At 39.3% G+C, this 23,217-nt stretch carries 16 protein-coding genes; 3 read left to right on the top strand and 13 right to left on the bottom strand.

Going from position 1 to position 23,217, the window contains the following annotated elements:
* Window positions 1-75 precede the first annotated feature (75 nt).
* Complete coding sequence (gene iolG, locus IAG46_RS14845) at window positions 76-1,086, top strand: inositol 2-dehydrogenase (RefSeq protein WP_190811173.1); 1,011 nt, start codon at window positions 76-78, stop codon at window positions 1,084-1,086.
* A gap of 3 nt (window positions 1,087-1,089) precedes the next feature.
* Window positions 1,090-2,082, top strand: a complete 993-nt coding sequence (locus IAG46_RS14840) for an SMP-30/gluconolactonase/LRE family protein (protein WP_190811172.1) — start codon at window positions 1,090-1,092, stop codon at window positions 2,080-2,082.
* On the opposite strand, the gene IAG46_RS14835 is transcribed toward IAG46_RS14840, so the two are convergent.
* From IAG46_RS14835 to IAG46_RS14790, 10 genes are all read right to left on the bottom strand, one after another.
* On the bottom strand, window positions 2,079-3,491 hold the full coding sequence (locus IAG46_RS14835; RefSeq protein ID WP_190811171.1) for a DUF2231 domain-containing protein: 1,413 nt from the start codon (window positions 3,489-3,491) through the stop codon (window positions 2,079-2,081). The two genes, IAG46_RS14840 and IAG46_RS14835, sit on opposite strands and share 4 nt — an antisense overlap.
* A gap of 3 nt (window positions 3,492-3,494) precedes the next feature.
* Complete coding sequence (locus IAG46_RS14830; protein ID WP_190811170.1) at window positions 3,495-4,412, bottom strand: hypothetical protein; 918 nt, start codon at window positions 4,410-4,412, stop codon at window positions 3,495-3,497.
* A 19-nt stretch (window positions 4,413-4,431) separates the two neighbouring features.
* Window positions 4,432-5,883, bottom strand: a complete 1,452-nt coding sequence (locus IAG46_RS14825; protein ID WP_190811169.1) for a DUF1501 domain-containing protein — start codon at window positions 5,881-5,883, stop codon at window positions 4,432-4,434.
* Window positions 5,883-8,840, bottom strand: coding sequence for a PSD1 and planctomycete cytochrome C domain-containing protein (locus IAG46_RS14820; protein WP_223826722.1), 2,958 nt, complete (start codon window positions 8,838-8,840; stop codon window positions 5,883-5,885). Before IAG46_RS14820 ends, IAG46_RS14825 begins: the two co-directional genes overlap by 1 nt.
* Window positions 8,841-8,921: 81 nt before the next feature.
* Complete coding sequence (locus IAG46_RS14815) at window positions 8,922-9,926, bottom strand: LacI family DNA-binding transcriptional regulator (protein WP_190811168.1); 1,005 nt, start codon at window positions 9,924-9,926, stop codon at window positions 8,922-8,924.
* 88 nt (window positions 9,927-10,014) lie between these two features.
* The gene (locus IAG46_RS14810) at window positions 10,015-11,613 is read right to left on the bottom strand and encodes an endonuclease/exonuclease/phosphatase family protein (protein ID WP_190811167.1); all 1,599 of its coding nucleotides are present in this window, start codon (window positions 11,611-11,613) and stop codon (window positions 10,015-10,017) included.
* 179 nt (window positions 11,614-11,792) lie between these two features.
* Entirely contained in the window at window positions 11,793-12,500 is a 708-nt protein-coding gene (locus IAG46_RS14805; RefSeq protein WP_190811166.1) for a DUF6090 family protein, read from the bottom strand.
* A 21-nt stretch (window positions 12,501-12,521) separates the two neighbouring features.
* Entirely contained in the window at window positions 12,522-13,709 is a 1,188-nt protein-coding gene (locus IAG46_RS14800; protein ID WP_190811165.1) for an acyltransferase, read from the bottom strand.
* A 121-nt stretch (window positions 13,710-13,830) separates the two neighbouring features.
* Complete coding sequence (locus tag IAG46_RS14795) at window positions 13,831-14,718, bottom strand: AraC family transcriptional regulator (protein ID WP_190811164.1); 888 nt, start codon at window positions 14,716-14,718, stop codon at window positions 13,831-13,833.
* Between the two features lie 391 nt (window positions 14,719-15,109).
* The gene (locus IAG46_RS14790; RefSeq protein ID WP_190811163.1) at window positions 15,110-16,114 is read right to left on the bottom strand and encodes a carboxylesterase; all 1,005 of its coding nucleotides are present in this window, start codon (window positions 16,112-16,114) and stop codon (window positions 15,110-15,112) included.
* Between the two features lie 88 nt (window positions 16,115-16,202).
* Here IAG46_RS14790 and IAG46_RS14785 point away from each other — a divergent pair, with 88 nt between their 5' ends.
* On the top strand, window positions 16,203-17,456 hold the full coding sequence (locus IAG46_RS14785) for an NRAMP family divalent metal transporter (protein WP_190811162.1): 1,254 nt from the start codon (window positions 16,203-16,205) through the stop codon (window positions 17,454-17,456).
* Here the strand turns inward: IAG46_RS14785 and IAG46_RS14780 are convergent, their stop codons facing one another.
* The 3 genes from IAG46_RS14780 to IAG46_RS14770 form a co-directional block, all read right to left on the bottom strand.
* A complete protein-coding gene (locus IAG46_RS14780) occupies window positions 17,457-19,397 on the bottom strand; it encodes an OmpA family protein (RefSeq protein ID WP_190811161.1) in 1,941 nt (646 codons plus the stop codon).
* 1 nt (window position 19,398) lies between these two features.
* Window positions 19,399-20,397, bottom strand: coding sequence for a type IX secretion system membrane protein PorP/SprF (locus IAG46_RS14775; RefSeq protein ID WP_190811160.1), 999 nt, complete (start codon window positions 20,395-20,397; stop codon window positions 19,399-19,401).
* A 7-nt stretch (window positions 20,398-20,404) separates the two neighbouring features.
* Window positions 20,405-23,217: gliding motility-associated C-terminal domain-containing protein (locus tag IAG46_RS14770; RefSeq protein WP_190811159.1), on the bottom strand; the 2,813-nt coding region annotated here is incomplete at its 5' end.

The raw sequence follows: 23,217 nt of genomic DNA, 5'->3' as shown, positions 1-23,217 counted from the left end.
TAAACACCAATTTTCACAACAAAATCAAGTTGTATTAATGGCCTATGTCCCGTATTTTTATATAAACCGAGGCATATGATAAAAATTGGAATTATCGGGGTGGGAAGAATGGGCAAAATCCATCTCGAAAACCTTTCCAGAAAAATTGAAGGTGTAGACCTAATCGCTGCCGTCAATCCTGGAGCAGAAGGTCAAAAATTTGCTTTGGAGCAAGGGGTCAAAAACGTTTCTGATGATATTGACATCATTCTTCAAAATCCAGAAATTGATGCAGTGCTTATCAGTTCGCCCAGTGATACCCATTCGGAGTATGCGATAAAAGCCGCTCAAGCAGGAAAAGCGGTTTTTTGTGAAAAACCTATTGACAAATCCCTTAAAAAGTCAAACGAGACCCTTAGAACCATTTCCAATTTGAATGTCCCATTTATGATTGGTTTCAATCAACGGTTCGATACCAATTTCTCCAAGGTAAGGACCGAGATTTCCAATGGAAAAATTGGGAGTTTACGCAGTCTCCATATTGTTAGCCGAGACCCGCAACCACCGCCAATTTCTTATATCAAAAAATCGGGTGGACTGTTCAAGGATATGACTATTCATGATTTTGATATGTCTCGATTTATTATGGGATCCGAGGTCGAAGAAGTTTTTGCTTATGGCAATTGTTTGGTTGATCCAGCCATAGGAGAGGCTGGAGATATTGACAGTGCCACAGTTCTGCTGAAATTTGAAAATGGCGCTGTCGGCACAATTGAAAATAGTAGAGAATCCAAATATGGCTATGATCAGCGATTGGAGGTATTTGGCTCTAAAGGTGTCATAAAGGTTGACAATCCCTTGAAAAGTAACGTAAGCGTAGCCACGGAAACCGGCTCCGATTTAGATAGACATTTAAACTTTTTTATGGACCGTTATGAATCCTCCTATCTTGAGGAGATACGGGTTTTTGTGGGTGCACTACAGAACAAAAAACCAATGCCAGTTTCTGGGGAAGATGGTCTTAAGGCCATGATATTGGCCGAAGCCGCCAATACATCCTTACAAGAAAACCGACCTGTAAAAATAGCAAGCATTAAAATCGATTGACCTATGGAAATTTCAAATAAAATAATTGGTGTGCTCTTGGCATTCCTATTGATTTCTTCCTGCGGGGAACAGAAAAAGACCAAACCACAACCAAAAACTTTCCAAACGGTTGGCAAAATTGAAAGATTGGACAAAGCTTTGGACGATGTCATCTCACCCCATGCCGTTATTGAAGTTCTATCCACCGCACATGCCTGGTCGGAAGGACCAATCTGGTTAAAGGATGAACAAAAATTGGTTTATACGGATGTTGGACATCAGAAATTATATCAATGGACAGAAAAGGATAGCGTCACATTATATCTGGATATGAAAGATTCCGACCCAGAAAGACCGGGACCAAGTGCTCTTTTGGTTGACCAAAATGATTCGTTGGTCATTTTGCGGTATGGCCATGGGGAAGCTGTGCGAATGAAAAGTTCAATAAATAATCCAACCAATGATTTTGAGGTTTTTGTGGATAATTATAAGGGAATTCGATTTAATAATACCAACGATGCCACCTTTCACTCCAACGGAAATATGATCATGTCCGACCCACCTCCGGTTGAGGAAGGACGATTGAAAGCGGCAGTATATAGCATTTCACCTTTAGGTGAAATCGAGGTGGTTACCGATTCGCTTTCCAGCCCCAATGGTATTGCTTTCTCACCCGACGAAAAAACGGTCTACATTGCCAATGCAGATTGGCAACATGCTATTTGGATTGCAGCCGATGTAGATGAAAATGGTGTTATTTCCAATGGAAGGAAGTTTTTTGATGCCACGGGTAACGCTCCCAAGGAAAAAGGACATCCTGATGGATTGAAAGTCAATAAAAAAGGAGTCATTTTCGCTACCGGTCCAGGAGGAGTTTATATTCTGAGTCAGGAAGGAAAACATTTGGGTACTATTCTAAATGATGAATTCAATACCAATTGCGTTCTGGATGATACGGAGGAGACTTTGTATATTACCTCCGGTCCTAAATTGATGCGGGTAAAATTGAAGCCTTAACGCTTTTCTTCAAAGACTATTTGCAAATTTTGATGCTCTCGTCGGAGCTGCGCTACGGTTATGCTATCGACTTTGGATTCAGCGAGGTATAGCCTTTTTAAATTGGGAAGCTTCGGAACTAAGGTAAGTAGTCCTTCTGAAACATCAGTTTTATAAAGATTAATAGATTCCAAGTTTTGCAACTGGGACAAATGCATCAATCCTTCGTCAGAAATTACATTTGTACTGAGATTCAATTTTATCAAATTTTCCAATTGGCCTATGTGTTCCAGTTGGGCATTCTTGATTCCCGAATTACTCATGTTCAGCCAAATGATTTGGTCTTTTAATACCAGAAGGGTTGTCAATGCCTGATCATTTAGTTCTTGTTCACTCAAACTAAAGTTTGCATCCATAAAATGATTATCCATCATCAATGGATTTAAAATAAAACCATGGTTCACTAATGAATCAACAATCGCTTTATTTGGTGCCTCAACTTTCTGATTCAACAGATTGTTCTTATCCAGACCCAGATATTTTTCTACAATAATCTTTATTTTATCGTCAGGACCCATTTCCACAAAATAACCCGCTGGAGGTACATTCTTCTCAATCCACCAACCGATTATTGCCACCTCATCATCGGACAATGGTGGCTTGCCCTCAGTAGGCATAAAATCATCGTGTGTTTCAGGCAGGGTTATTCTCCTATATATATCGCTTGTATTGAGGTCGCCAGGAACGACAACCTCACCGTTCTCTCCGCCTAAAGCAAGATTTGCATAAGAGGTTAAGTCTAAATCTCCTTTCTTTTTATCATCGTTGTGACAACTAACGCAACGCCTATCTAATATGGGTGAAATCAAATCTAAATACACATCGGCTGAATCCAACACCGTCACCTTTTCGCGTGGAATTGCTTTGTCCGGCATTCCGGCCAGATTCCGAACCACATTTGGAGCATGTTCCAACAAATATGTAGATCCATGGGTAAGGTTGCCACCCAAATGACCTGTATAAAAAATGGTAAATACGACTAAGGATATCAAAATAGACTTCCCATAAAACGGGAGTTTCCATTGTTTTTTGGAAACAAGGTAACAGACAAGCGAAAACAAGAAAACAGCAACACCCATCCATTTGTGCCAAAACAAAGTATCCTCATTATAATCACCAGAAAGTGAAAGAAAGTAACCAAAAAGTACCGCGAAAAAAGCACTTAAACTTCCCAAAGCCCATACATAGTGTGTGTAAGTTTTTAGGGGTCGAAATTTCGGTTTTTTAGCTACGAGTTCTATTAAAGCAGCCAACAACAAAAATCCAATGGGTAAATGAACCACCAGCGGATGTATTCTACCTAAAAAAATTAGAAAATCCGAAGGACCTTCAGTGACACCACTATTTAATAAAACATCGAACAAATTCATTCTTTATTTAAGCGGAGTTCCTTTTACCGGTTTACCATTAGTGGTCAATATTTGAAAATGATGGGCTCTATAATCGGTGTAAGTCCACACGATATTCTTGTTTTTATCCACTTCAAATAGTTTGATTCCTTTTTGGGCACCGTAGCTGGCAATCACTGTGTTTCCATTAGGAAGTCTTTGCGCTCCGCAAGGGTCTACCAATGGATTACCGTCGAAAATGGAATTATCTATCTGCCAAATAATCTCGCCCTCAGCATTCAACTCCACTACTCTATTGCCGTTGGTAAGGGTGACCAATGTATTGCCGTTTTTTATTCGAATTGCTGTGAATGGCCAGGTCTTGGCCTCACGCCCTCCAAATGCAGCATAATCGGTACTGAAAGTTTTTACAATTGCTCCATCTGGTTGATATTCCTTGACCGCGAATGCCAGTAAGTGAGGAACAAGGTAATTTCCATTTTTAAGCTTTCGTGCCATGCGTGTTTGCATATGCACATTTTCGGTTTCGGGTTGAAGTGGGATACTTTTGACCACCTCGCCTTTTTTATTGATTTCTACAATTCTAGGTTGGGTTCCCGATTCAGTAATCATGGTATTCCCATTTGAGAGTCGAACCGCAGTGCCCAATTCCATATGTTCTTCAGATCTTTTATACTTTAGTATAACCTCCTTCTTTTTGTTGTACTCCCTTACCTCATCAGCCCAACAAATCAAGATGTTTCCGTTTTTAAGTACGTAGCCATCTCTTGCGGACGGTTTTTCTGCATCCCAGGCAACATTGCCAGCTTCATCGATAATACCAGTAAATTGTGGCCCTGCTATAAAAAATGAGTGGCGAATCGTCGATGAGGGGTTTTGAGCCATTAAAAACAATGGCATTAGTAAAATGGATATTAATCCAACTTTTAAAACTGATTTCATTCGCATTTGGTTTCTTGAGTTAAGCTAAAACATCTTTTATTACATGCCCGTGGACATCTGTCAATCTCATATCACGACCTCCAAAACGAAAGGTGAGGTGTTCATGATTTATACCCATTAAATGCATAATGGTTGCATGAAGGTCGTGCACGGTCACTTCGTTTTCAATGACCCGATATCCGTATTCATCGGTTTTGCCGAAAATAGTGCCTCCTTTTATTCCAGCGCCGGCCATCCACATACTAAATGCCGATGGATTGTGATCCCGACCGTCCAAGCCTTGGGCAAAAGGGGTTCTACCAAATTCACCTGTCCAGACCACCAAGGTCTCCTCGAGCATGCCTCTTGACTTCAAATCTTTTAACAACCCTGCAATAGGTTGATCCACAGCATGCGCATTTTTCTCATGACCATCCTTTAAGTTTCCATGCTGGTCCCAACGATCAGCGCTTACTTTTGGACATGTCAATTCAATAAACCGGACCCCTCTTTCTACCAATCTTCGCGCCAATAAGCATTGGGCAGCGTATCCGCGGGTGTGGGGGTCATCAGAATCAAAACCATATAGTTTCTTGGTCGCTTCGGTTTCTTCCTTGAATTCTGTCAGTTCCGGAATGGAAGATTGCATTTTATAAGCCAATTCATAGTTAGAAATAGCAGATTCTATAGCATCAGCTTCGCCCACGGCTTCCAATTGTTCTTGATCTAATTGTTTGATGAAATCCAACTTTTGCTCTTGAAGGTTAGCAATGTTCTCTTTTGGAATGATATTGGCCACAGGCTGTGGTCCTGCTCTGAGTATCGATGCCTGATACGAAGCGGGCAAAAATCCATTTTTAAAATTATCTAATCCACCAGGAGGAATCAACCCTCCATCTAAAACCACATAACCTGGAATGTTCTTGTTTTCGCTTCCCAAACCATAGGTCATCCAAGAACCCATGCTTGGTCTCCCCTGAAGACCACTTCCGGTATGCAAAAAGTAGTTAGCATTGGTATGTTCAGGAAACTGGGAAGTCATAGATCTGATCAATGCAATATCATCAACGCAGGTTGCAATATGTGGAAAAAGGTCGCTGACCGGCATTCCACATTCTCCATATTGTTTAAAATCCCAAGGGCTTTTCAATATTTTGCCTACGTTGTCAAACTGAGTTGCATCAACCTTGAATTTTTTTCTGGGATCTTGCCCGTTCTCCTTGGCAAGCCTTGGCTTGGGATCAAAGGAATCTACTTGGGATACGCCTCCGTCCATATAAAGAAAGATTACATTCTTAGCCTTGGGCAAGTGGTGCGGTCCTAAGAGCAAATTGGAACCGGAATCTAATACGGTGTCCTTGGAACGACTACAGGAAAACGCCGTAGCTCCAAATAAACTCATAAAGGCAAGAGATCCAAATCCTCCTTTACATATGGTCAACATTTCACGTCGTGAAAGCGGTTTTTGCATAAAATTGTGGTACTTGCTCATTAGATCAGGTATATGAATTCTTTCAGGTTAAAAATACTATGGCAATACTCCTTCCATACATCCAAGTCTAGGTCATCGGTATTACCTTCCATCTTTTTCATCGCTTCTATTGTAGTTATGAATTGGGAAGCATTCTCAATTTCTTTCTCTGTTGCTTTTCTAGAAAATGTACGCATATAAATCCATTCTATTCGTTCCTCGAATGACAACTCCTGGGCCAACAATTTTTCGGCCAGTATTTTGGATTGTGCAATCACAAAAGGATCATTCATGAGGATCAGGGATTGAGCCGGCACATTGGTCACATCGCGCCTTCCAAAGGTTGTAAACGGAATTGGCCGATCAAAGGTGGTCATCATGGGTTCCAAAAAGTTTCGTCTAACTTCTTGGTAAATACTTCTTCTTCCATCACCATCCAAAGGACCTGATTGTTCTGGTTTACCTCGCCCTCCCATAAAATCTGTTAGGTACGTGGGTATTGGAGGACCATACAATGTGGCATCCATACTTTCGGAAGCAGCAAGTATTCCATCGCGAATGGCTTCAGATTCCAATCGTCTAATTGGAAAAGAGGCCAGAAATATGTTGTTTGGATCTTTTTCAGATGGTTTCAATTCGTTAATGGCGCTTCTTTTAAAGGTTTCGGAAGAAACAATGTATCTAATCATTTTTTTGACTGACCATCCTTCTTCCCGAAATTTTATGGCCAAGTGATCAAGCAATTGTGGATGCGAAGGTAATTTTCCTTGAAGTCCAAAATTATCCACCGTCTCAACAATTCCTCTTCCAAAAAGATGATGCCAAATACGATTAACCATGACTCTGGATGTAAGTGGGTTATCGTCATGCAACATAGCTTCTGCCAGTTCCAACCTACCGCTTCCCTTTGATTTAAATGGCACGTCGCCCTGAGGTAGTGTTGACAAAAATCTTCTTGGGATGTTTTCTTCAGAAGGTTCTTGATATCTTCCTCGAATAAACACAGGACTATTGATAGCTGATCCATCTGAAACACCGTAGATAAATGAATCGCTCTTGAGAGCATCGGAGAGCTTCCTCGCACTTTCCTTGGTTTTTATCAATTCTGGAAAACGAAGATTTAATTGGCCGCTTTTAATACTGGCATTAAATGCATGTACCTTATCAAAGGAAAAATCTTCGGAAGATGTTTCATTATTCAAAGGTTTCACTTCTGTAGGCCATTCCGAATCATAAGAAATGGCATACTGGGCCTCAATAAAAGCATTTGGAGATAACTTGAAATTATGTTGATCATATCCCCCAGGTAGTATTTCAATATAGGCTTTATGTCCTTTCCATGACTCAACATTAAACTTGTAATTTTTCCATCTTGTACTGCTGACCGACTGGGTAAGTCCTCCATAAATGGGCCATTGAATCAATTGAAAATTATCGATGATGATTCGAATAGTGCTTTGCTCTCCTCTGGCACGAACGCCTATAACATCGGCATCCAAAATAAAATCAGGAGACCGTAACGTTCCTAAAACACCTGGACCAAAAATCTTGCTTGATGCTTTGCCCTCATCCAAGGACAATAACTTTCCGGAGGAGGTTTTTAAAACGGGGTTCCCCAAGGTTGTTCCATCACCAAAGGCTAACCCAGTGCTCACCCAACCATCAAAATCTTTGTTTCTAAAATCACCAAGCTTCTTGAATTTTAAGGCTGGCCTAGGTTTTGATGTGCGATTAAAGGTTGAATTGACAACTTGTTTTTCGGCAATTTTTTCAGTGACGGTTTTCCTCACATAACTCTGAATATCCAATATTTCTTTTGCAGTGACCTCTTTTGAAATGGATTGACCGGCATCTAAAGGGGTAAAACGGGTGCTTTCCATAACACCGTACATTGCATAGTAATCAGCTGCGGTAATGGGATCAAACTTGTGGTCATGGCATTTTGCGCAGGACACGGTTAGACCTTGAAAGGTTTTAGTGGTAACATCGATCATATTATCAATACGGTTGGCTTCATCCTGTTTAATGTCGACGGGACTGTGGGTGCCCTCTCCCATGGCGTAAAATACTGTTGCTATTTGGGATTCCAATACTCCCGTTTTCTCATCGTAACGCTTTTCCTCCAAAAGATCACCGGCTAGGTGTTCTTTCAATAGCTGATCATAGGGTAAATCATTATTAAAAGCTCGAATAAGATAATCCCGATATTTCCAAGCTCCGCTAATGGCATAATCAAATTCATGCCCCTTGGTTTCTGCATATCTAACTAAATCCATCCAATGTCTCGCCCAGCGTTCTCCAAAGGCCGGGGTATTCAAATAACCGTCCACCATTTTTTCATAGGCATCTTCGGAGGTATCTGAAATATAACTCTCGACCTCCTCTGGAGATGGGGGAAGCCCTGTTATCAAATAAGCAACTCTTCTAATAAGTGTATTCTTGTTGGCCATTGGAGCCTTCACGAGGGCTTTTTGTTCCAATTGGCGGTCAATCAGTTGATCAATGTCCGCATTCTTATCTTCTTCTTTTAAATTGGGTTTAATAAACGACCAATGCGGTTTCCATTCAGCATCTTGTTTAATCCATTTTTGTAAAAGGTCTTTTTCTCTTTGAGTGAGCTTGTTATTGGTTTCTGGTGGAGGCATGATCTTGTCTTCATGCTCATGGTTGATACGGAACATCAATTGACTTTTACTTGGTTTCCCAGGAACTACGGCAAAACCTCCTTCTTTTAATTCGGCGGTGGCACCTTCATAGATATCCAGTCTTAGCTCCGCTTTGCGACTACTGGGGTCTGGACCATGGCAGAGGTAACAGTTTTGAACCAATATGGGTCGGATATGAAAATTGAAGTCAACTGTTTTAGGAAGTGGTTCATAGCTAGTATCAGAATTACCACAAGAAAATAGGGCGATAGAAAGCAAACTCAGCGCTCCCATTTTCTTTAGTTTTCTAATGACATCCATGAATTTGAACATAATAGTCAAGTTATAAAATTCTTTTGATCGAAAAATTTGGTTCTTCCGTTCCATGCTCACGTAAGCTGCTCATTCAAAACATTATACTGAACCCCTGAATATAATTTTGGGTTCGATAATCTTCTTTTCAAAACTCAAGGTGCTGCTTCTTATCTGCGTCAGTAGTAGTTCAAATGAACCCATTACCATTGATGGTATTGATTGTTGCACAGTTGTCAATTCAGGTTCACATGCAATGCCCATTGGATCATTATCAAACCCTATTACAGCCACATCATCTGGTACACGAAATCCATTTTTCTTTAAATATTTAATTACTCCAATACCGATTTCATCCCTTACAGCCAAAATACCATCTGGTTTTTCTTTCAGTTCCATCAATTTCTTGGCATGATGAAAACCATCTTTCATAAAAAACCCTCCCTCAACAACCATTTTATCAGAGAAGGGTAGATTATTATCCTTTAATGCCTGTTTGTACCCCGCCAAACGGTCGCGGAAAATTTGATGTTTATAATGCGTTGAAATATAGGCTATGCGCTTTTTCCCCGATTGTATCATCGCCGTTACCGCATCATATGCTCCTTTAAAATTGTTGACCAATACTTGGGAAGCCTCTGTCTGTTCGGGTGCTCTATCAAAAAACACATATGGGATGTTTTCTTCCTTCAATATATCGAAATGGCTTTCATGAACTGTGTCCTGGGTAACGGAGGCAACAACCCCGGCCACTCTATAACCAATGAGAGAATCGATAATATCTTTTTCAATACCTGGTTTTTCACCAGACTGGAAAATCATTACTGAATACCCTACCTCCTTGGCTATTTCCATAAAATCAGATACAAATTTTGCAAAAAAGTAAGGTCTTAAATCGGGAACCACCACTGCCAGAACATTGCTTCGTTTATTTCTAAAGTCCTGGGCTAAACGATTGGGTTTATAGCCCAACTCACTGGCTTTCTTTTTAATTAAATCCCGTGTTTCCTGCTTTACAGCCCCAGTATCCCTCAAGGCACGTGAAACCGTAACATGGTGAATTCCCAGTTCGCGAGCTACATCTTTGATGGTTATGGAACCTTTCATTTTAATTTTTGATATGTAAATATAAAATGCTCACGTGAGCTTTACAACAATAATTGAAACAATTTGTATAAAAACTGTTCCTGAATTTTTATTTTAATCTGAAAGTAGTAATTACGCCCGCATGATCGGAAGGAAACATTATTGGGTGATAATCAATCACTTTGGACTCAATTGCATTTAATCCAATGCCTTTATAGTAGATATAATCAATTCTATCCCTTAATCCATATTTATCGGATGAGGTTGCGGCGCGAGGCGTCCATGTAAAACCAGGGTCCAATAATGGGTTAATATGCAGTTCGCGATAACTGTCTAAAAAACCAGAATCAGTCATTTCTTTGCTCACCGGCCACTCTACTACCTTATTATTATGGATTGCCTTGGTATACTCTGTCCAATCTAAATGGGAGCCTACATTGAAATCCCCAGCCATAATAACAGGTATCTTATCGGAGTTTTTAATATATGAGGTAATCTCTTTTACTATTTGTTTAATTTCACCATGTCTAGTCTCCCCTTCAGCTTCTATTAGCTCGTTTGTAGTCTTTTTTCCTTCAAGAACCTCTTTGCCGTAATCAGGAAGGTAATGAAGCCAGGTATCAAAAAAAATAAGGTCCCTTTTTCCAATCTTAAGTTTAGCTCCACCAAAATTAAAAGGTTTGTAAGCCGTAATGGTTTCTGAAATTGGGTAGCGACTCATAATGGATAAATTGGAACTTATGAGATAAAAATAATAGCCCAAAGCATCAGCGATAATCTCACCGGACCCGTAGGTTTCAACCAGACCAATAACGTCAGCATTTGTTGCTTTAATCGTCTCAATTACCCGTTCCAATCCAACTACTTCACCATATCTGTGCCCACCATGCCAAATGTTCCAAGAGAGTACTTTTATGTGCTGTGGTAAGTTGTCCCTCACATCAGATTTGTTGTTAGGATAAAACTGTTTGTACAGCGTCTCCACTTCTTTGGCTTTTAATGGTCTGCTCCACATCTTCACTTCGTCTAAAAATCCATTAAAGGCGTTCCACTGCCCCTTGGATCCATACTCCCATTTTTCATCAGATCCGCCAATTACCGTAGCCAAATCTGTTTCAAAACCAGCAAGATTTGGTGTATTATAAATAGCCACATTCTTTCCATCAAAGTACATCCATGCCTCTTGTTTTGCACGATCTACCGTGAATACTATTTGATGCCATTCTCCATCATTTATACGTTGTCTTTCTGCTGTGGGTCGATATTCATACCGACTCTTTCCATCATTCAACAGTAATGCCCAAGCACCATTCTCACGGGTATATAGCTGCCATCCCTTTGTTGTTGGGTCGTTGGCTTTTTTATTTCCCATAATTGGAGAGCCCATTTTTGCATTGGGCAAGGTTTTGACCCAGATCTGCATGGAAAATGAAACATCTTTAGTAAAGTTTGGCAATTTCCCTGTTTCCAATTGTATTGGTCTTCTTAATGCAGCATTTGCTGAAAGGTCCAAAGCCCTACCTGTTAATCCGTTTGTATATTGCGATTGCAGTAAATCTACCATATATACGGCTTCTTCTTTTGGAATGATGGTTTCTTCAAATCCGTTAGCATCAAAATCCAATTGAAAAATAAGATCCTGGGCGCTTGTTTTGATAGAACAAATCAGGATAAAGACAATTACAATACATACTTTTATTAGCTTCATGTAACCGATACTATTTCATTAGTTATTCCAAATCAATGGTTTCTTCATTTTTAAGAAACAACAAGGTTTATGACTTTTAGAAGCTCAAGATAAAGTTCTTTTGAGTTATAGGGGCATTTCATTCAAGATTTATTCAGTATAGGATACTCCTTTAATTGTTGGTTTATTTGGAGCAAAAATCAAGCTGGAGCAAGTTCATCATCAATTAATTCAGTAATTAGTTCAATCTCGTTCAAAGCTTCATGGTATACCTTATCTTTTTCTGTCATAATTTGAATTAGTGACAGTACAAGGTTTTGAAATTGATAGTTATATAATTGGTCGGGGTTCTGGACTGAAGCATTTGAAAACTTAAGTATGGGGCTTATAGCTATAATTACATGCCTCATAGTCGCATCATAATGGATATTCTCCATTCTATTGATATAGGTATACTTTTCTTCCAATTCTCTTATACTCTTTACAATTGAATGATTATGAAGTAATTTTACTTCTCCACTATTTACCAGTGTTTCATAAATATTTCCTTTTTTATCAAAATCCGAATATTGCGTAAGATTACGAACAATAAGTCCCAAGGTATCCATTCGGCTTTTGTCATCAGATTCCAGAATCTCATTGGCATATTTGAATTCAGCCATATACCGATTATTAAAATGTAGTTGCTCCACAACCAAATCCCTATCGTCGGCAATTTGAGCTCGAATATTTTTATAATAACCAACCTCTGTGTTTTCTTTTACACGATTTTCATTCCAATTGTCCAGTTGGAATGCTAAGCTGATACCTATCATCACTAAAAGAATTTCTCCAACAGCGTACAGTAGATATTTTTTAAATTTTCCATTCGAGATTAGTTTTTGACGTGTTTTTCTGAAAAATTTCATAACTGGTTGGTTTTGATTAAATCATTTATTAAATGCATGGGATTTTGACACTTGATTGTCCAACGCAATTTGTTTTTTTTGCAACCACTTCATTCCAAAGGCAACCCTGAGGACATTGAATCTTTTAATAATGAGGTAGGTTGTTATAATTGAAACCAACGATAGTACAGTTATCAACAGTGCTTGAAGACCATAAGAGATATCCCATTGCAGCACCGCGTAGCCCACAAATATCAAGGCCGGTTGGTGTAAAATATAAAAGGGGTAAATGGCTTCGTTCAGTGCTTTTCTGAATTTATGATCTTTACTAAAGTATTGTTTGAAATACCCAATTGCCGTCAATCCGCAAGAGAGCGAAATTATCATCTCTGTAATACCACGTGAGTAATCTTGAACTATAGAAGGTTCACTAAAAAGCGATGGTAATGCAAATAATATAATGGTAAACAAGATGGTTTGGTACAGATACAATCTTCGATTGGCAGCAAGGGCATTTATAATTTTATCACTGGTAAACAGCATAAAGCCACTTAAAAAGAATAGCAAGTAGTAGGTAAAATAGGCCCAATCGTTATAAAGTGCATGTGTACTTTTTGGAAAGTACTGTCTTAATATTACCTGGGATATGATGATTATTGGAAGAAGCCAGTTTAAGCCCATTTTTTTGGAAACTATTGCTATCAATTTTCCCCTTACCATATTATAATGCCCACTCTTTGTATAGTTCAAAAATGGGGTGATCAATAGAGAGATGATAAACAAGTACAAAATAAACCACAGGTGATGCCAAGAGATATTACCAATTGGATAAGGTCCACCATCAAACATATGTGGAATAAAATCCAATAGCGAACTATACTTATCAATACGCTCTACATAGACCATTAAGGGCACAATTGTGAAAAACCCAATAGTGAATGGTATATACAGTCTGGTAAAGCGCTCTTTTAGATATTGCCAGCTAGTTCTATGGCCAATGGCATAAAAAGTTCCCACTCCAGACACCAAAAACAATAATGGCATCCTCCATAAATGTAACCACCACATAATGGGGTCTAGAAAAGCAAAAGATTCCGTGCTGTTTACATGCCATTGCTCAGGTCTAAAAATCATCCCCACATGAAAAAAGAAAACACTGATAATAAGGCCAATCCTAAGCCAATCGATAAAATACTTTCTTTCTTTTTTATCCTTTACTTGAGCATTCATAACTGTTCGTTTTTTGATTTGACCCAAAAGTATTGACAGTTACAGGCTACGCACGAATCTGCCGATAAGCACGGTGTTCGAGCTTATAAGTATGAACTAATTTTAATTGATAATCAACTACTTACGAATCTCTGTAGGAAGATGGAGTGTGGGACGTAATTTTCTTAAAAGCAGTATTAAATGCCGATTTGGAGTTGTAACCCACCCTCTCGGCTATCTCTTCAATGGTTAATTTCTTGCCCATTTCCGTATTTAATATTTCTTTGGCCTCCTCCACTCTATATGAAGCTAAAAGTTCAAAGAAAGAGAGTCCCAGTTTTTCATTAATGACTTGGGATACATGATGGGAACTTTCATTAATGGATTTTGCCAATCCGGACAATGATGCTGTACTGCTCAGAAAGTATTTTTCATTTTTCATCTGGTTTGAAATGGCTTCCAAAATGATAGCTTTGTCCTCCTTTGCCAAAGACGATTTTTCATACTTTAAAACTGGGCCTTCCAAAAAAGATGAGGTTTGTAAATAATATGATGAAGCATTCATGATTTGATAGGAGGTCAAGAAAATCATAAAGCAGATATACAGAAAAATCAGGTAGTCCCCCACATCACTCTCGTAAGTGGATTTTACAAATATTAGAATTAGGGTTACGATTAAAAAGTGATAAAACGAGTTTCTTATGGAACGTAAGTTTTCATCTTTGGTATTGAACACGGTTTCACCTTTTTTGCGCACAGCCAGCAATAATCTTCTTGTCAGGATAATGTTATAAATAACAATGTGAATAATTGTAGCAATGTTCACATAATTTCTAAGTCCTAAAGGGTCTCCCGTATATGTCGTTGTTTTAATGGGTGGAATATCTAAGTTCATTACGATAAGACCGTCATTGTACTTAAAAACATCTGGCTGCAAAAAAAAGAACATACAATATACTAACCAAATCGCAAAAGGCACAAAATGTAGCCAATCTTTCCTTGTTCTCTTATCTCCTAATTGCGATGACATGAACAAATAAATAACCGGAGCAATTGTAAAATTGAGAGGTTCCGAAAAATTGGTCAGTGGTAAAATTTTAAAAATATAACTGGTATAGTTTAACCACCCTTCAAACATAATAAGCGACAAAATCAACAGAAATAGTCCCATATAAAGATTGGGAGATTTTGTTTTAATTGATTTCGTGATAAGAAAATAGGAAATATAAATACCCAAGAGTATCCCAAAAATTATAATCGTGGAGATAAGATTTATCCTAATGGGTATTTCTTGCATCATATTTAAATGTAAACATTTTTGTCTTCAAAAGTGACTACCTTTTTAGACAACTCGTGTTTGAAGACAAAGACAATGCAATGAGTTTTACACGTCTCTCTGGGAGAATTAATAAGAAATCAACTTATCGAGGAGTTAACCTAAGCACCTCTTCCAAAAACTTTTCTGTTTCCTTTTGAACGGATTCCAAATCCATGGAAGTAATTGAACTTGTCATTACATGATCCCCTGTATTTGGAAAAGCCCTTTTTCTTTTCAAATCCACATTTGCACCCAACTGATCATACATTTCAAGCATGGCAGGAACGGACACCACCTTATCTTGAATGGAATCATTTTTATAGAAATAGCCTAAAAATGTGGGCTGTATTACTTGCTGAAATGTTTCTGGAATCATGGTATTGTCAACCAATGCCTGTAGTTGCGTTAAAGCTTCCATCCGATATTTTGTGGTCCAGTATTTTTTCTTTTCATCAGTGGCCTCAAACTCATAATAGTCACTTTTTTTGACAGCTTTGGCCAACTGAATTCCCCAAGGTCCAGTCAATAGTTTTGCGTTTGGATCAAAGATTTCAATGTTTGGGGAATACAGTAGTATTCCGGCAATATCCTCGTCGCCTCCTGCAAGATGAAGAGCCAATGTGCCTCCTGTGGAAGTCGCCATTATTAGTACTTTGTTTCCCAATTGCTTCGCAACTGCGATTGCCTCTTTTGCCGAATTCAACACATCATCCGCTGTCAAATTCAACATTCCTTCTTTTTCAATCAATCCATGACCTGCCAATCTCGGCAAGTATAGATTGCATCCATATCGCTTGGCTGTTTGCAGATGAATGGGATCCCCCTCTTTACTGCTGGCAGACCATCCGTGAATATATACGATGCTATATTCCGTTTTTGTTGGAATGCTGTCAAACCATATGATTCGTGATTCATTTTCCGGTTTGATATTGGGGATTCTATCTTCTTTTGCCTTAATCCATTTTTCCAATTGCACCAAATTTGAAGTTACCTTCGGAAGCGCTTTGTCCAAATTTGGTTGGTCAACTTTCGGACCCAAGAGATAAACAATGGCGAAAAGGGCCAAAATCAGCAAAAAGCTTTTAAAAATCTTCAATAGTAATTTCATGGAAATGTGTTTAAGTAGGCCCTGGTTAAAACGTTTAATACGGAGTGATATAAATATACTATTTTAGTCAGACGTACTTTTAACCTTCATGTCAAAACTTAAGATTCTTCTAAAAAACCTTGGCCCTGGACTGTTGTTTGCCAGTATGGCCATCGGGACTTCCCATTTGGTACTTTCGACAAAGGCAGGCGCCCAATTCGGCTGGGTCATGGTTATTCCTATAGTATTGGCCAATATCTTGAAGTATCCCTTTTTTGAATTTGGTATTCGATATACCACGGTAACCGAAAAAAGTTTGATTCAGGGTTACCTTAATCTGGGCAAAAAATATTTATGGATTTATGCTTTTGTCACCATAATTTCGATTTTTACCCTTTTGGCCGCCCTTTATGTGGTCACCTCTGGACTCTTTATGAACTTGTTCAATATTTCCAACGTTGGGGTTGGAACGGTCGCCCTTTGCTTATTTGCCTTTATCGGGGTGCTATTGATTATTGGAAAGTATCGATTTCTTGAAAATTCATTGAAAGCTGTCATCTCTATTTTATTTGTAGCGTTGATTATTACTACCGTTGTAGTGCTTAATAAGGGAGGTGTTCCCGGCGCGGAAACTTTTCAGAGACCTGAAATTTTCAACGAAGTTGGCATTCTGTTTTTGATAAGCCTTATGGGTTGGATGCCCACCGCGGTGGAAGCTTCGGGCTGGGTAAGTCTTTGGAGTATGGAAAACATGAAGACCATGAAAGAAAAACCATCGCTCAAAGAAGCTCTTGAAGAATTTGGGCTAGGTTACCTTTTAACAGCGATATTGGCAATTTTCTTTCTAATCATTGGTTGGATGACTTTGTATGGAACAGGAACGGTACTGAGCGGCAGTGCTGTTGTTTTTGCCGACCAAGTGGTAAGTCTATTTACTTCCCATATTGGTAACTGGGCTTATTTTCTGATTGCGGTGGCGGCTTTTGCGACTATGTTCAGTACGTGTATGACCGCTCATGATGCCGTATCGAGGGTAAGTTTGGATGTTCTCCAGAAACTTTTCCCCAAGATTACATCCTTTTCGAGCAAACAGGCTTTCCCAATTACCGTAATTCTAATGGCGATTATAAATTGGATTGTGATTGTAGGTTTTGGTGCCAACATGGGCAATTTGGTAGCCCTTGCTACCTTCGTTTCATTTGTAATGGCTCCATTGATAGGATGGATGAACTTAAAAACAGTAATGGGCAATGATATGCCCATGGAATATCGACCTAAAAAGAGATTGCAGTGGCTTACCTATATTGGAATGTTATTCCTAGCGCTCTTTGCCTTGTATTATTGTTGGATTTTGTTTTCCTGATCAATTGAAAAGTACATTATCATTAAGCACTACAATTAATGATCGCTGATTTTGCTTGTGCAACATCTCTATGCAATAAACGCCGTTTGTACAATTGTTCAGAATTTTATCCTCTCCATATCCTATGGAATAGATAATATTTGTTGAAGGAACACCCTTTTTTATCAAATATGTCTTGATAGCATCTGAACGACTTTGCGTCAACCTGAAGTTGGTACTACCACCACCCCTACTGTCCGTATGCGTTTCTATGCGCAATTGTACCGATGGAAAACCCTTGACAAAGGCAACCGCTTTGTCCAATTCGGCTTCAATTTCAGGTGTTATTTGTGTAGCGCTTCTCCCGAAAAAGAAATTTTTCATCTTAACCACCATCTGGCCCTCCTTTTCTTCGACCAAATCATCATAAGAAGCTATTTCAATATCAAAAGGTGAGTTTCCTATTGCATTCAGTTCTTCTTCACCAAGCTGTTGGTTAAGGGTTGAGAAACGCTCTTTACCTGCTTCCAGTATCACTTGATCCTTCCATGGAATTTCTAGTCGATAATTTCCATCATCATCCGAATATGTTTCAGCCAGTAAGGAGCCATCCATTGCCAATAGGCGCACTGCTGTTTTTTCGACAACTTCAGATTTTCGGTTGGATTTCACAACCTTTCCCTTAAGCGCAATTGTTCTTAGTCCTGGTTTCTGGTCAACTTTAAAGCCATACAGGTCGTCCTCTCCATTTCCTCCAGCTCTATTTGAGGCAAAATACCCCAAAAGTCCATCACCATCGTTACGCATGACCAAGCCAAAATCATCTTCTGAAGAATTGATGCCCATTCCTAAATTCACTGGAATGCTAAAATTATCACCTTCAATATTGGATTTGTAAACATCCATTCCTCCCAATCCATAAAAAACATCGGAGGAGAAATAGAAACTATTTTCAAAAATGAATGACGCTATTTCATTTCCTGAAGAGTTTATTCTTGGTCCCAAATTTATAGGAGCGGACATAATTTGCCCGTTGTTCGTGTACACAAAATAGATATCTGTACCTCCATAACCATCATCAAAATTGGCTGAAAAATAGAGTTTTCCGCTTTTATAATCGTAAAAAGGATAATAAAATGATGTGCTCAAATCTTTTAACAACAGCCTAAGTGGACCGCCTTTTTGTTGCATTGCAATGGCCAACGCATTTTTTCCATTTTCGTCAAAGGAAAGTTCCCCATCCTCTGTGTTGGACATGACATAAAATATGCTTTGCAACTCTTTGGAATAGCTTGGTGTTGCCTTATGAAAATTGGAGCTGGCTATCCCTGAAAATGGAATAGCTGAAGAAATTTGACCATCTTGCAGCACCGAAGCTTCATAAATATTGAGGTAATTATTGGTTCGTGAACTTTTCTTTTTGTCTAAAATCCGTCCACTTGAAAACAATAGTTTGTTGTCATAAAAACTAGGTGAAAAATCCAACTGTGGACTATTCGTCTTAAGATTAAATACCACAAAATCTAAATTCCCTCCAAGTGTTTCTCCACTTAACAACTGCGTATTGAACTCTAAATTCTCTAAAAATTCCTTGGGGAATTTGGAAGACATGGTGGCCAAAAAAGCATCTTTTCTTTCTTTTTTTGAACTCTTGGAAATACTTTGCAACATTTTGTTCAAATGATGCTGATCATCCAATTTGTCCTTCTCATATAATTCAATATAGGCCTTGGATGCTTTTTCAAAGTTATTGGTCTTAAAATAGGAATCGGCGAGATTAAGGTATTGTTGTTCGTTCAATATCCCTTTGGCCAAATCAGATTCATAGGCAACAATAGCATTTCTATAATCGTATTGAAAAAAATAGGTGTCTCCTTTTGACCGTTTGGATTGGGCCAAACCTACCATCAAACCCAACATGAAGAAAGATAGTGCGAGGGATATTTTTTTTGTTTGTGCCATGTTAGAAGAATCTTGGGGAATCTATTTGTTTGGGTTTGCCTTTTTGTTTTTTGTCTTTGTTCTTCGTTCTAGAGCCTCTGTTTCCGGAACTCTCACGACCGATATAGAATTTTAATATGGCCTCATGGCTACCTCCGGAGTACTCACCAAGTCCATTCGTGTTATAATCATAGGTATATCCCAAAAACAACGTATTGGAAATCTGAATACCTGCCAATCCGCTTACTGCATTGTCAAATCTGTAGGAAGCACCTATGGTGAGTGCATCTATAAACTGAAAATTAGCTGATAAATTTATATTTACAGGCGAACCTGATAAATAATTTACTAGAAAAGCTGGTTTGAATTTAGTCCTATCCGAAATTTGAAAAATATAACCCCCTATGGCATTAAACTGCATATTATCTTCCACTATGGTGGCTACTTCATCGTTATAAAGTCCATTCGTCAAGAAGTTGGGAACCGATAGTCCAAGATACCACTCTTCTTCGCCATACATGAACAACCCGGCTCCCACTGTCGGGTAAAAATTGCTTTGATTTTCACCTATCAATGTTGGGTCTGATGGGTTTACAAAGGTCCCTTCGGAATAATCCAAGTTTAAAAAAGAGCCTCCAGCAACCATTCCAAAAGAAAGTTTGGTATCATCAGAAAGATTGACCTGATAAGAATAGGAAAGATTGGCATAGGTTTGCTTGGAAGGTCCCAGTTCATCTTGTACAACATTCAGTCCCAATCCACTTTTTTCATTCGCAAATGGAACGTTTACACCAAAGCGCATAGTGGTAGGTGCTCCTGGAATATCCACCCATTGCGCTCTATACAGACCAGCTATCTCAGGGCTTTCCACCGTTCCCACATATCCCGGATTAAAACTTCCAATATTGTACATGTATTGGGTATACTGTGGTTCTTTTTGCGCATGGGTTTTTAACACAAGGCCCATCAAAAGCACAAGTACAGTTATCTTATATAATTGTAAACCAATGTTTTTTGGCATATTCACTTTATCTTAAGATTTGAATCCAGCCTTTAACCACTTCGCTTCCATCTCCATTTAAATCTAGTATATAAAAATAGGTTCCTTTCGGTAAATCACCATTGCTTCCTGTTCCATCCCATGAACTATCGTATCGATCCATTTGGAACACGCTGTTTCCGTATCGGTCAAAAACTTCTATGGTATTATTCGGATATTCTCCATTGGGGTCAATAAATACCAAGGTATCATTGACACCATCCCCATTTGGTGAAAATATATTACAGATAGTACCGGGATCATTGCATGGACTCTGACTCACTCTTACATCAACGGTAGCTACATTGTTGGACTCTACACCATCCAAGGGAAAAGACGCAGTTATTGTTGCTGTATTTTGAAGCTGTCCCGCTGTAGAAACTGTTGCCGTTATTTCCAAGGTAATCGTTTCTTCTGAGGTTAACTCAACAATAGACCACTCACCGGTTGTTTGATCATAGGTTCCTTTTGAAGCTGTATGGGAAACATAATCAAATCCTGTATTTCCACCTATCAAATCGGTTACCACAATATCAAGAACTCTATCCATTGTAGTGTTCTCTAGTGTAATGGTAAACGTAATATTGCTATTTAGCAAAGGTGAATCATCATCCACTTCTTTTGTAATGGCCAAATCAATAGGGTCCGGGTTACATGCAGGTGTTAAGAACGGGTCACAATCGTCTAATGGATCCGTAGCATTTTCTGGAATGGCGGTAGTATTGGGGTCGTCTACATTCAAAACTTCCTCCCCGTCTGTTAACCCGTCACCATCCGTATCCGCAAGATTTGGGTCTGTGCCCAAATCAATTTCTTCGCCATCTGTTAATCCATCTCCGTCCGTATCCACAACACAATCACTTGCCGAAATTGTTACTTGTACGGAACTATTTGTGCAGGGTGCTGATGCTTCATTAGTAGTATATTCAAAAACATAGCTCCCATCAGGTAAACCTTCAAAATCAACATCGTTATCTGCACCAATTGAAAGAGTTCCACTTGATGGGTCAGTAATTATGGCCCAAGTTCCAGGGTCTGCACCCGTAAGAGTACCATCTAAATCAATTACAGTTGGGCCTCCATTTCCTGCTGCATTACAAGCTTCGGTATTGGTAGGTGTACCTGCGGAAGGGGTTTGATTTACTGTTGCAACAACTTCAATCCTTGCTGTACTACAACTATTGGCAGTAGCATCAACATAAAAAGAAGTTGTAGTAGTAAGGATTGGTGTTTCAAAGGATGGGCCAGAGCCTAGAATGGTACCTCCGGAGGGTGCATCGTACCAATTTAAAAAACTTCCATCACTTACAGCGGCGCTCAAAGTCAAGGTGCCATCACCACATCTGGTATCGCCAGCAGTACTATCAATCGTGGGTGTATCAAATCGCTCCAGGGTAACGGTAAGAACAGGGCTAGCACAATTATTAGTTGAGTCGTAAAAGAAACCGAAATAAGATCCGGGAGCATTTACCAAACTATTCCTATGCGCAATGGTTTCTAAAGGATCTGGATTTGTACTCCATGTAAGTACACTACCCGCTGGGGCGGTATCGGTAACATAATCGTTCAAATCGGCCAGTACCGTATCACAGAATTCTGTTGATTCCGAGGTGTCCAATGTAGGTGCATTAATTCCAGCATTACAAGGAATGGCACAATCTTGAACGGTTACGGTTAAATCGACAGTTTGATTTACACAAGGTGCAACTGCTCCTGAGGTGGTATATGTAAATGTGTAATCTCCTAAAGGTTGTCCATTAAAATTAACAATATTACTCGCATTAATGGTAATTGAAGCTCCACCGGGCGCCCCTGTCAACGACCAACTTCCCGCATCAGCTCCTGTCAACTGATCATCCAAATCGACAACGCTGTCTCCTTCATTAGAATCATCACAAGTAGCCACGTTGCTTGCTGTTCCCGCGGAAGGTGTAAAATTCTGCGTGATTGATACGCTAAAAGTGGGACTAGCACAATCGTTTAAGTCATCATAGAAAAATCCAAAATAGGTGCCTGGTATACCCACTGTACTTGTGGACAAAAATGTTGTGTCATCGGAGGTATCGGCACTAGTATTCCATCTAAGATCAGATCCTGGTGGTATTGCATTGTTATTGTAAGCATCAAGGTCTTGAGTAAATGCATCGCAGAAATCTCTAACAACAGAATTATCCAATATTGGTGCCGAGTTACCTGCCGCACAGCTATCATCATTATTAAATGTAACAGTCGCTGTATCAGAAATATCAATAGTCAAAGTGGTGCTCCCCAAACTTCCCATTGAGATTGTGACCGTCTCATTACCTTCAATAACACTATCCACATTGGGGGTAACATCAAAAGCTTCAGACTCACCTGCTGTTCCTGCAAAGGTCAAGGTCTGATTTAATAACCCCGTATAATCATTATCAGCAATAGTGGCCGTACCATTTGCTGTTGAAACTTGCACGGTGAATCCGCCATCCACTGGATTATCCAAAGTGGCAGTTACGGTAATCGATCCATCATCTTCATTTCCACTCGCATCTGCAATGGTAACAGCTGCATTATCATCATTATTAATGGTATATGTTGTCGTGGTTTGTCCGCCAAGAGAAGCATCCCCAGTTGGAGTACTTAAAATTAAATTTATAGCTTCATTTGTTTCTACTTGGATATCACCACTGATTGAAAGTGTTGGAATAGGAATTGCAGAGCCGGCTGTACCATCATAAGTATTGGCTGGAATATTAATCACCTGAGGGTTTGTATATGTATAATCAACTCCCGAGGTCGCATCACCCGTGCCCGCGTCCGTGACCG

Origin of the sequence: Flagellimonas sp. S3867 (assembly GCF_014698935.1) — a bacterium.
Taxonomy (GTDB): Bacteria; Bacteroidota; Bacteroidia; order Flavobacteriales; family Flavobacteriaceae; genus Flagellimonas.
The sequence above is the reverse complement of the archived record's forward strand: the minus strand, read 5'-3'. Positions and strand labels throughout refer to the sequence as shown.

Coding starts and splice junctions, on each gene's coding strand:
- iolG (WP_190811173.1), top strand. CDS start 76: ATGATAAAAATTGGAATTATCGGGGTGGGAAGAATGGGCAAAATCCAT.
- IAG46_RS14840 (WP_190811172.1), top strand. CDS start 1,090: ATGGAAATTTCAAATAAAATAATTGGTGTGCTCTTGGCATTCCTATTG.
- IAG46_RS14835 (WP_190811171.1), bottom strand. CDS start 3,491: ATGAATTTGTTCGATGTTTTATTAAATAGTGGTGTCACTGAAGGTCCT.
- IAG46_RS14830 (WP_190811170.1), bottom strand. CDS start 4,412: ATGAAATCAGTTTTAAAAGTTGGATTAATATCCATTTTACTAATGCCA.
- IAG46_RS14825 (WP_190811169.1), bottom strand. CDS start 5,883: ATGAGCAAGTACCACAATTTTATGCAAAAACCGCTTTCACGACGTGAA.
- IAG46_RS14820 (WP_223826722.1), bottom strand. CDS start 8,840: ATGTTCAAATTCATGGATGTCATTAGAAAACTAAAGAAAATGGGAGCG.
- IAG46_RS14815 (WP_190811168.1), bottom strand. CDS start 9,926: ATGAAAGGTTCCATAACCATCAAAGATGTAGCTCGCGAACTGGGAATT.
- IAG46_RS14810 (WP_190811167.1), bottom strand. CDS start 11,613: ATGAAGCTAATAAAAGTATGTATTGTAATTGTCTTTATCCTGATTTGT.
- IAG46_RS14805 (WP_190811166.1), bottom strand. CDS start 12,500: ATGAAATTTTTCAGAAAAACACGTCAAAAACTAATCTCGAATGGAAAA.
- IAG46_RS14800 (WP_190811165.1), bottom strand. CDS start 13,709: ATGAATGCTCAAGTAAAGGATAAAAAAGAAAGAAAGTATTTTATCGAT.
- IAG46_RS14795 (WP_190811164.1), bottom strand. CDS start 14,718: ATGTCATCGCAATTAGGAGATAAGAGAACAAGGAAAGATTGGCTACAT.
- IAG46_RS14790 (WP_190811163.1), bottom strand. CDS start 16,114: ATGAAATTACTATTGAAGATTTTTAAAAGCTTTTTGCTGATTTTGGCC.
- IAG46_RS14785 (WP_190811162.1), top strand. CDS start 16,203: ATGTCAAAACTTAAGATTCTTCTAAAAAACCTTGGCCCTGGACTGTTG.
- IAG46_RS14780 (WP_190811161.1), bottom strand. CDS start 19,397: ATGGCACAAACAAAAAAAATATCCCTCGCACTATCTTTCTTCATGTTG.
- IAG46_RS14775 (WP_190811160.1), bottom strand. CDS start 20,397: ATGCCAAAAAACATTGGTTTACAATTATATAAGATAACTGTACTTGTG.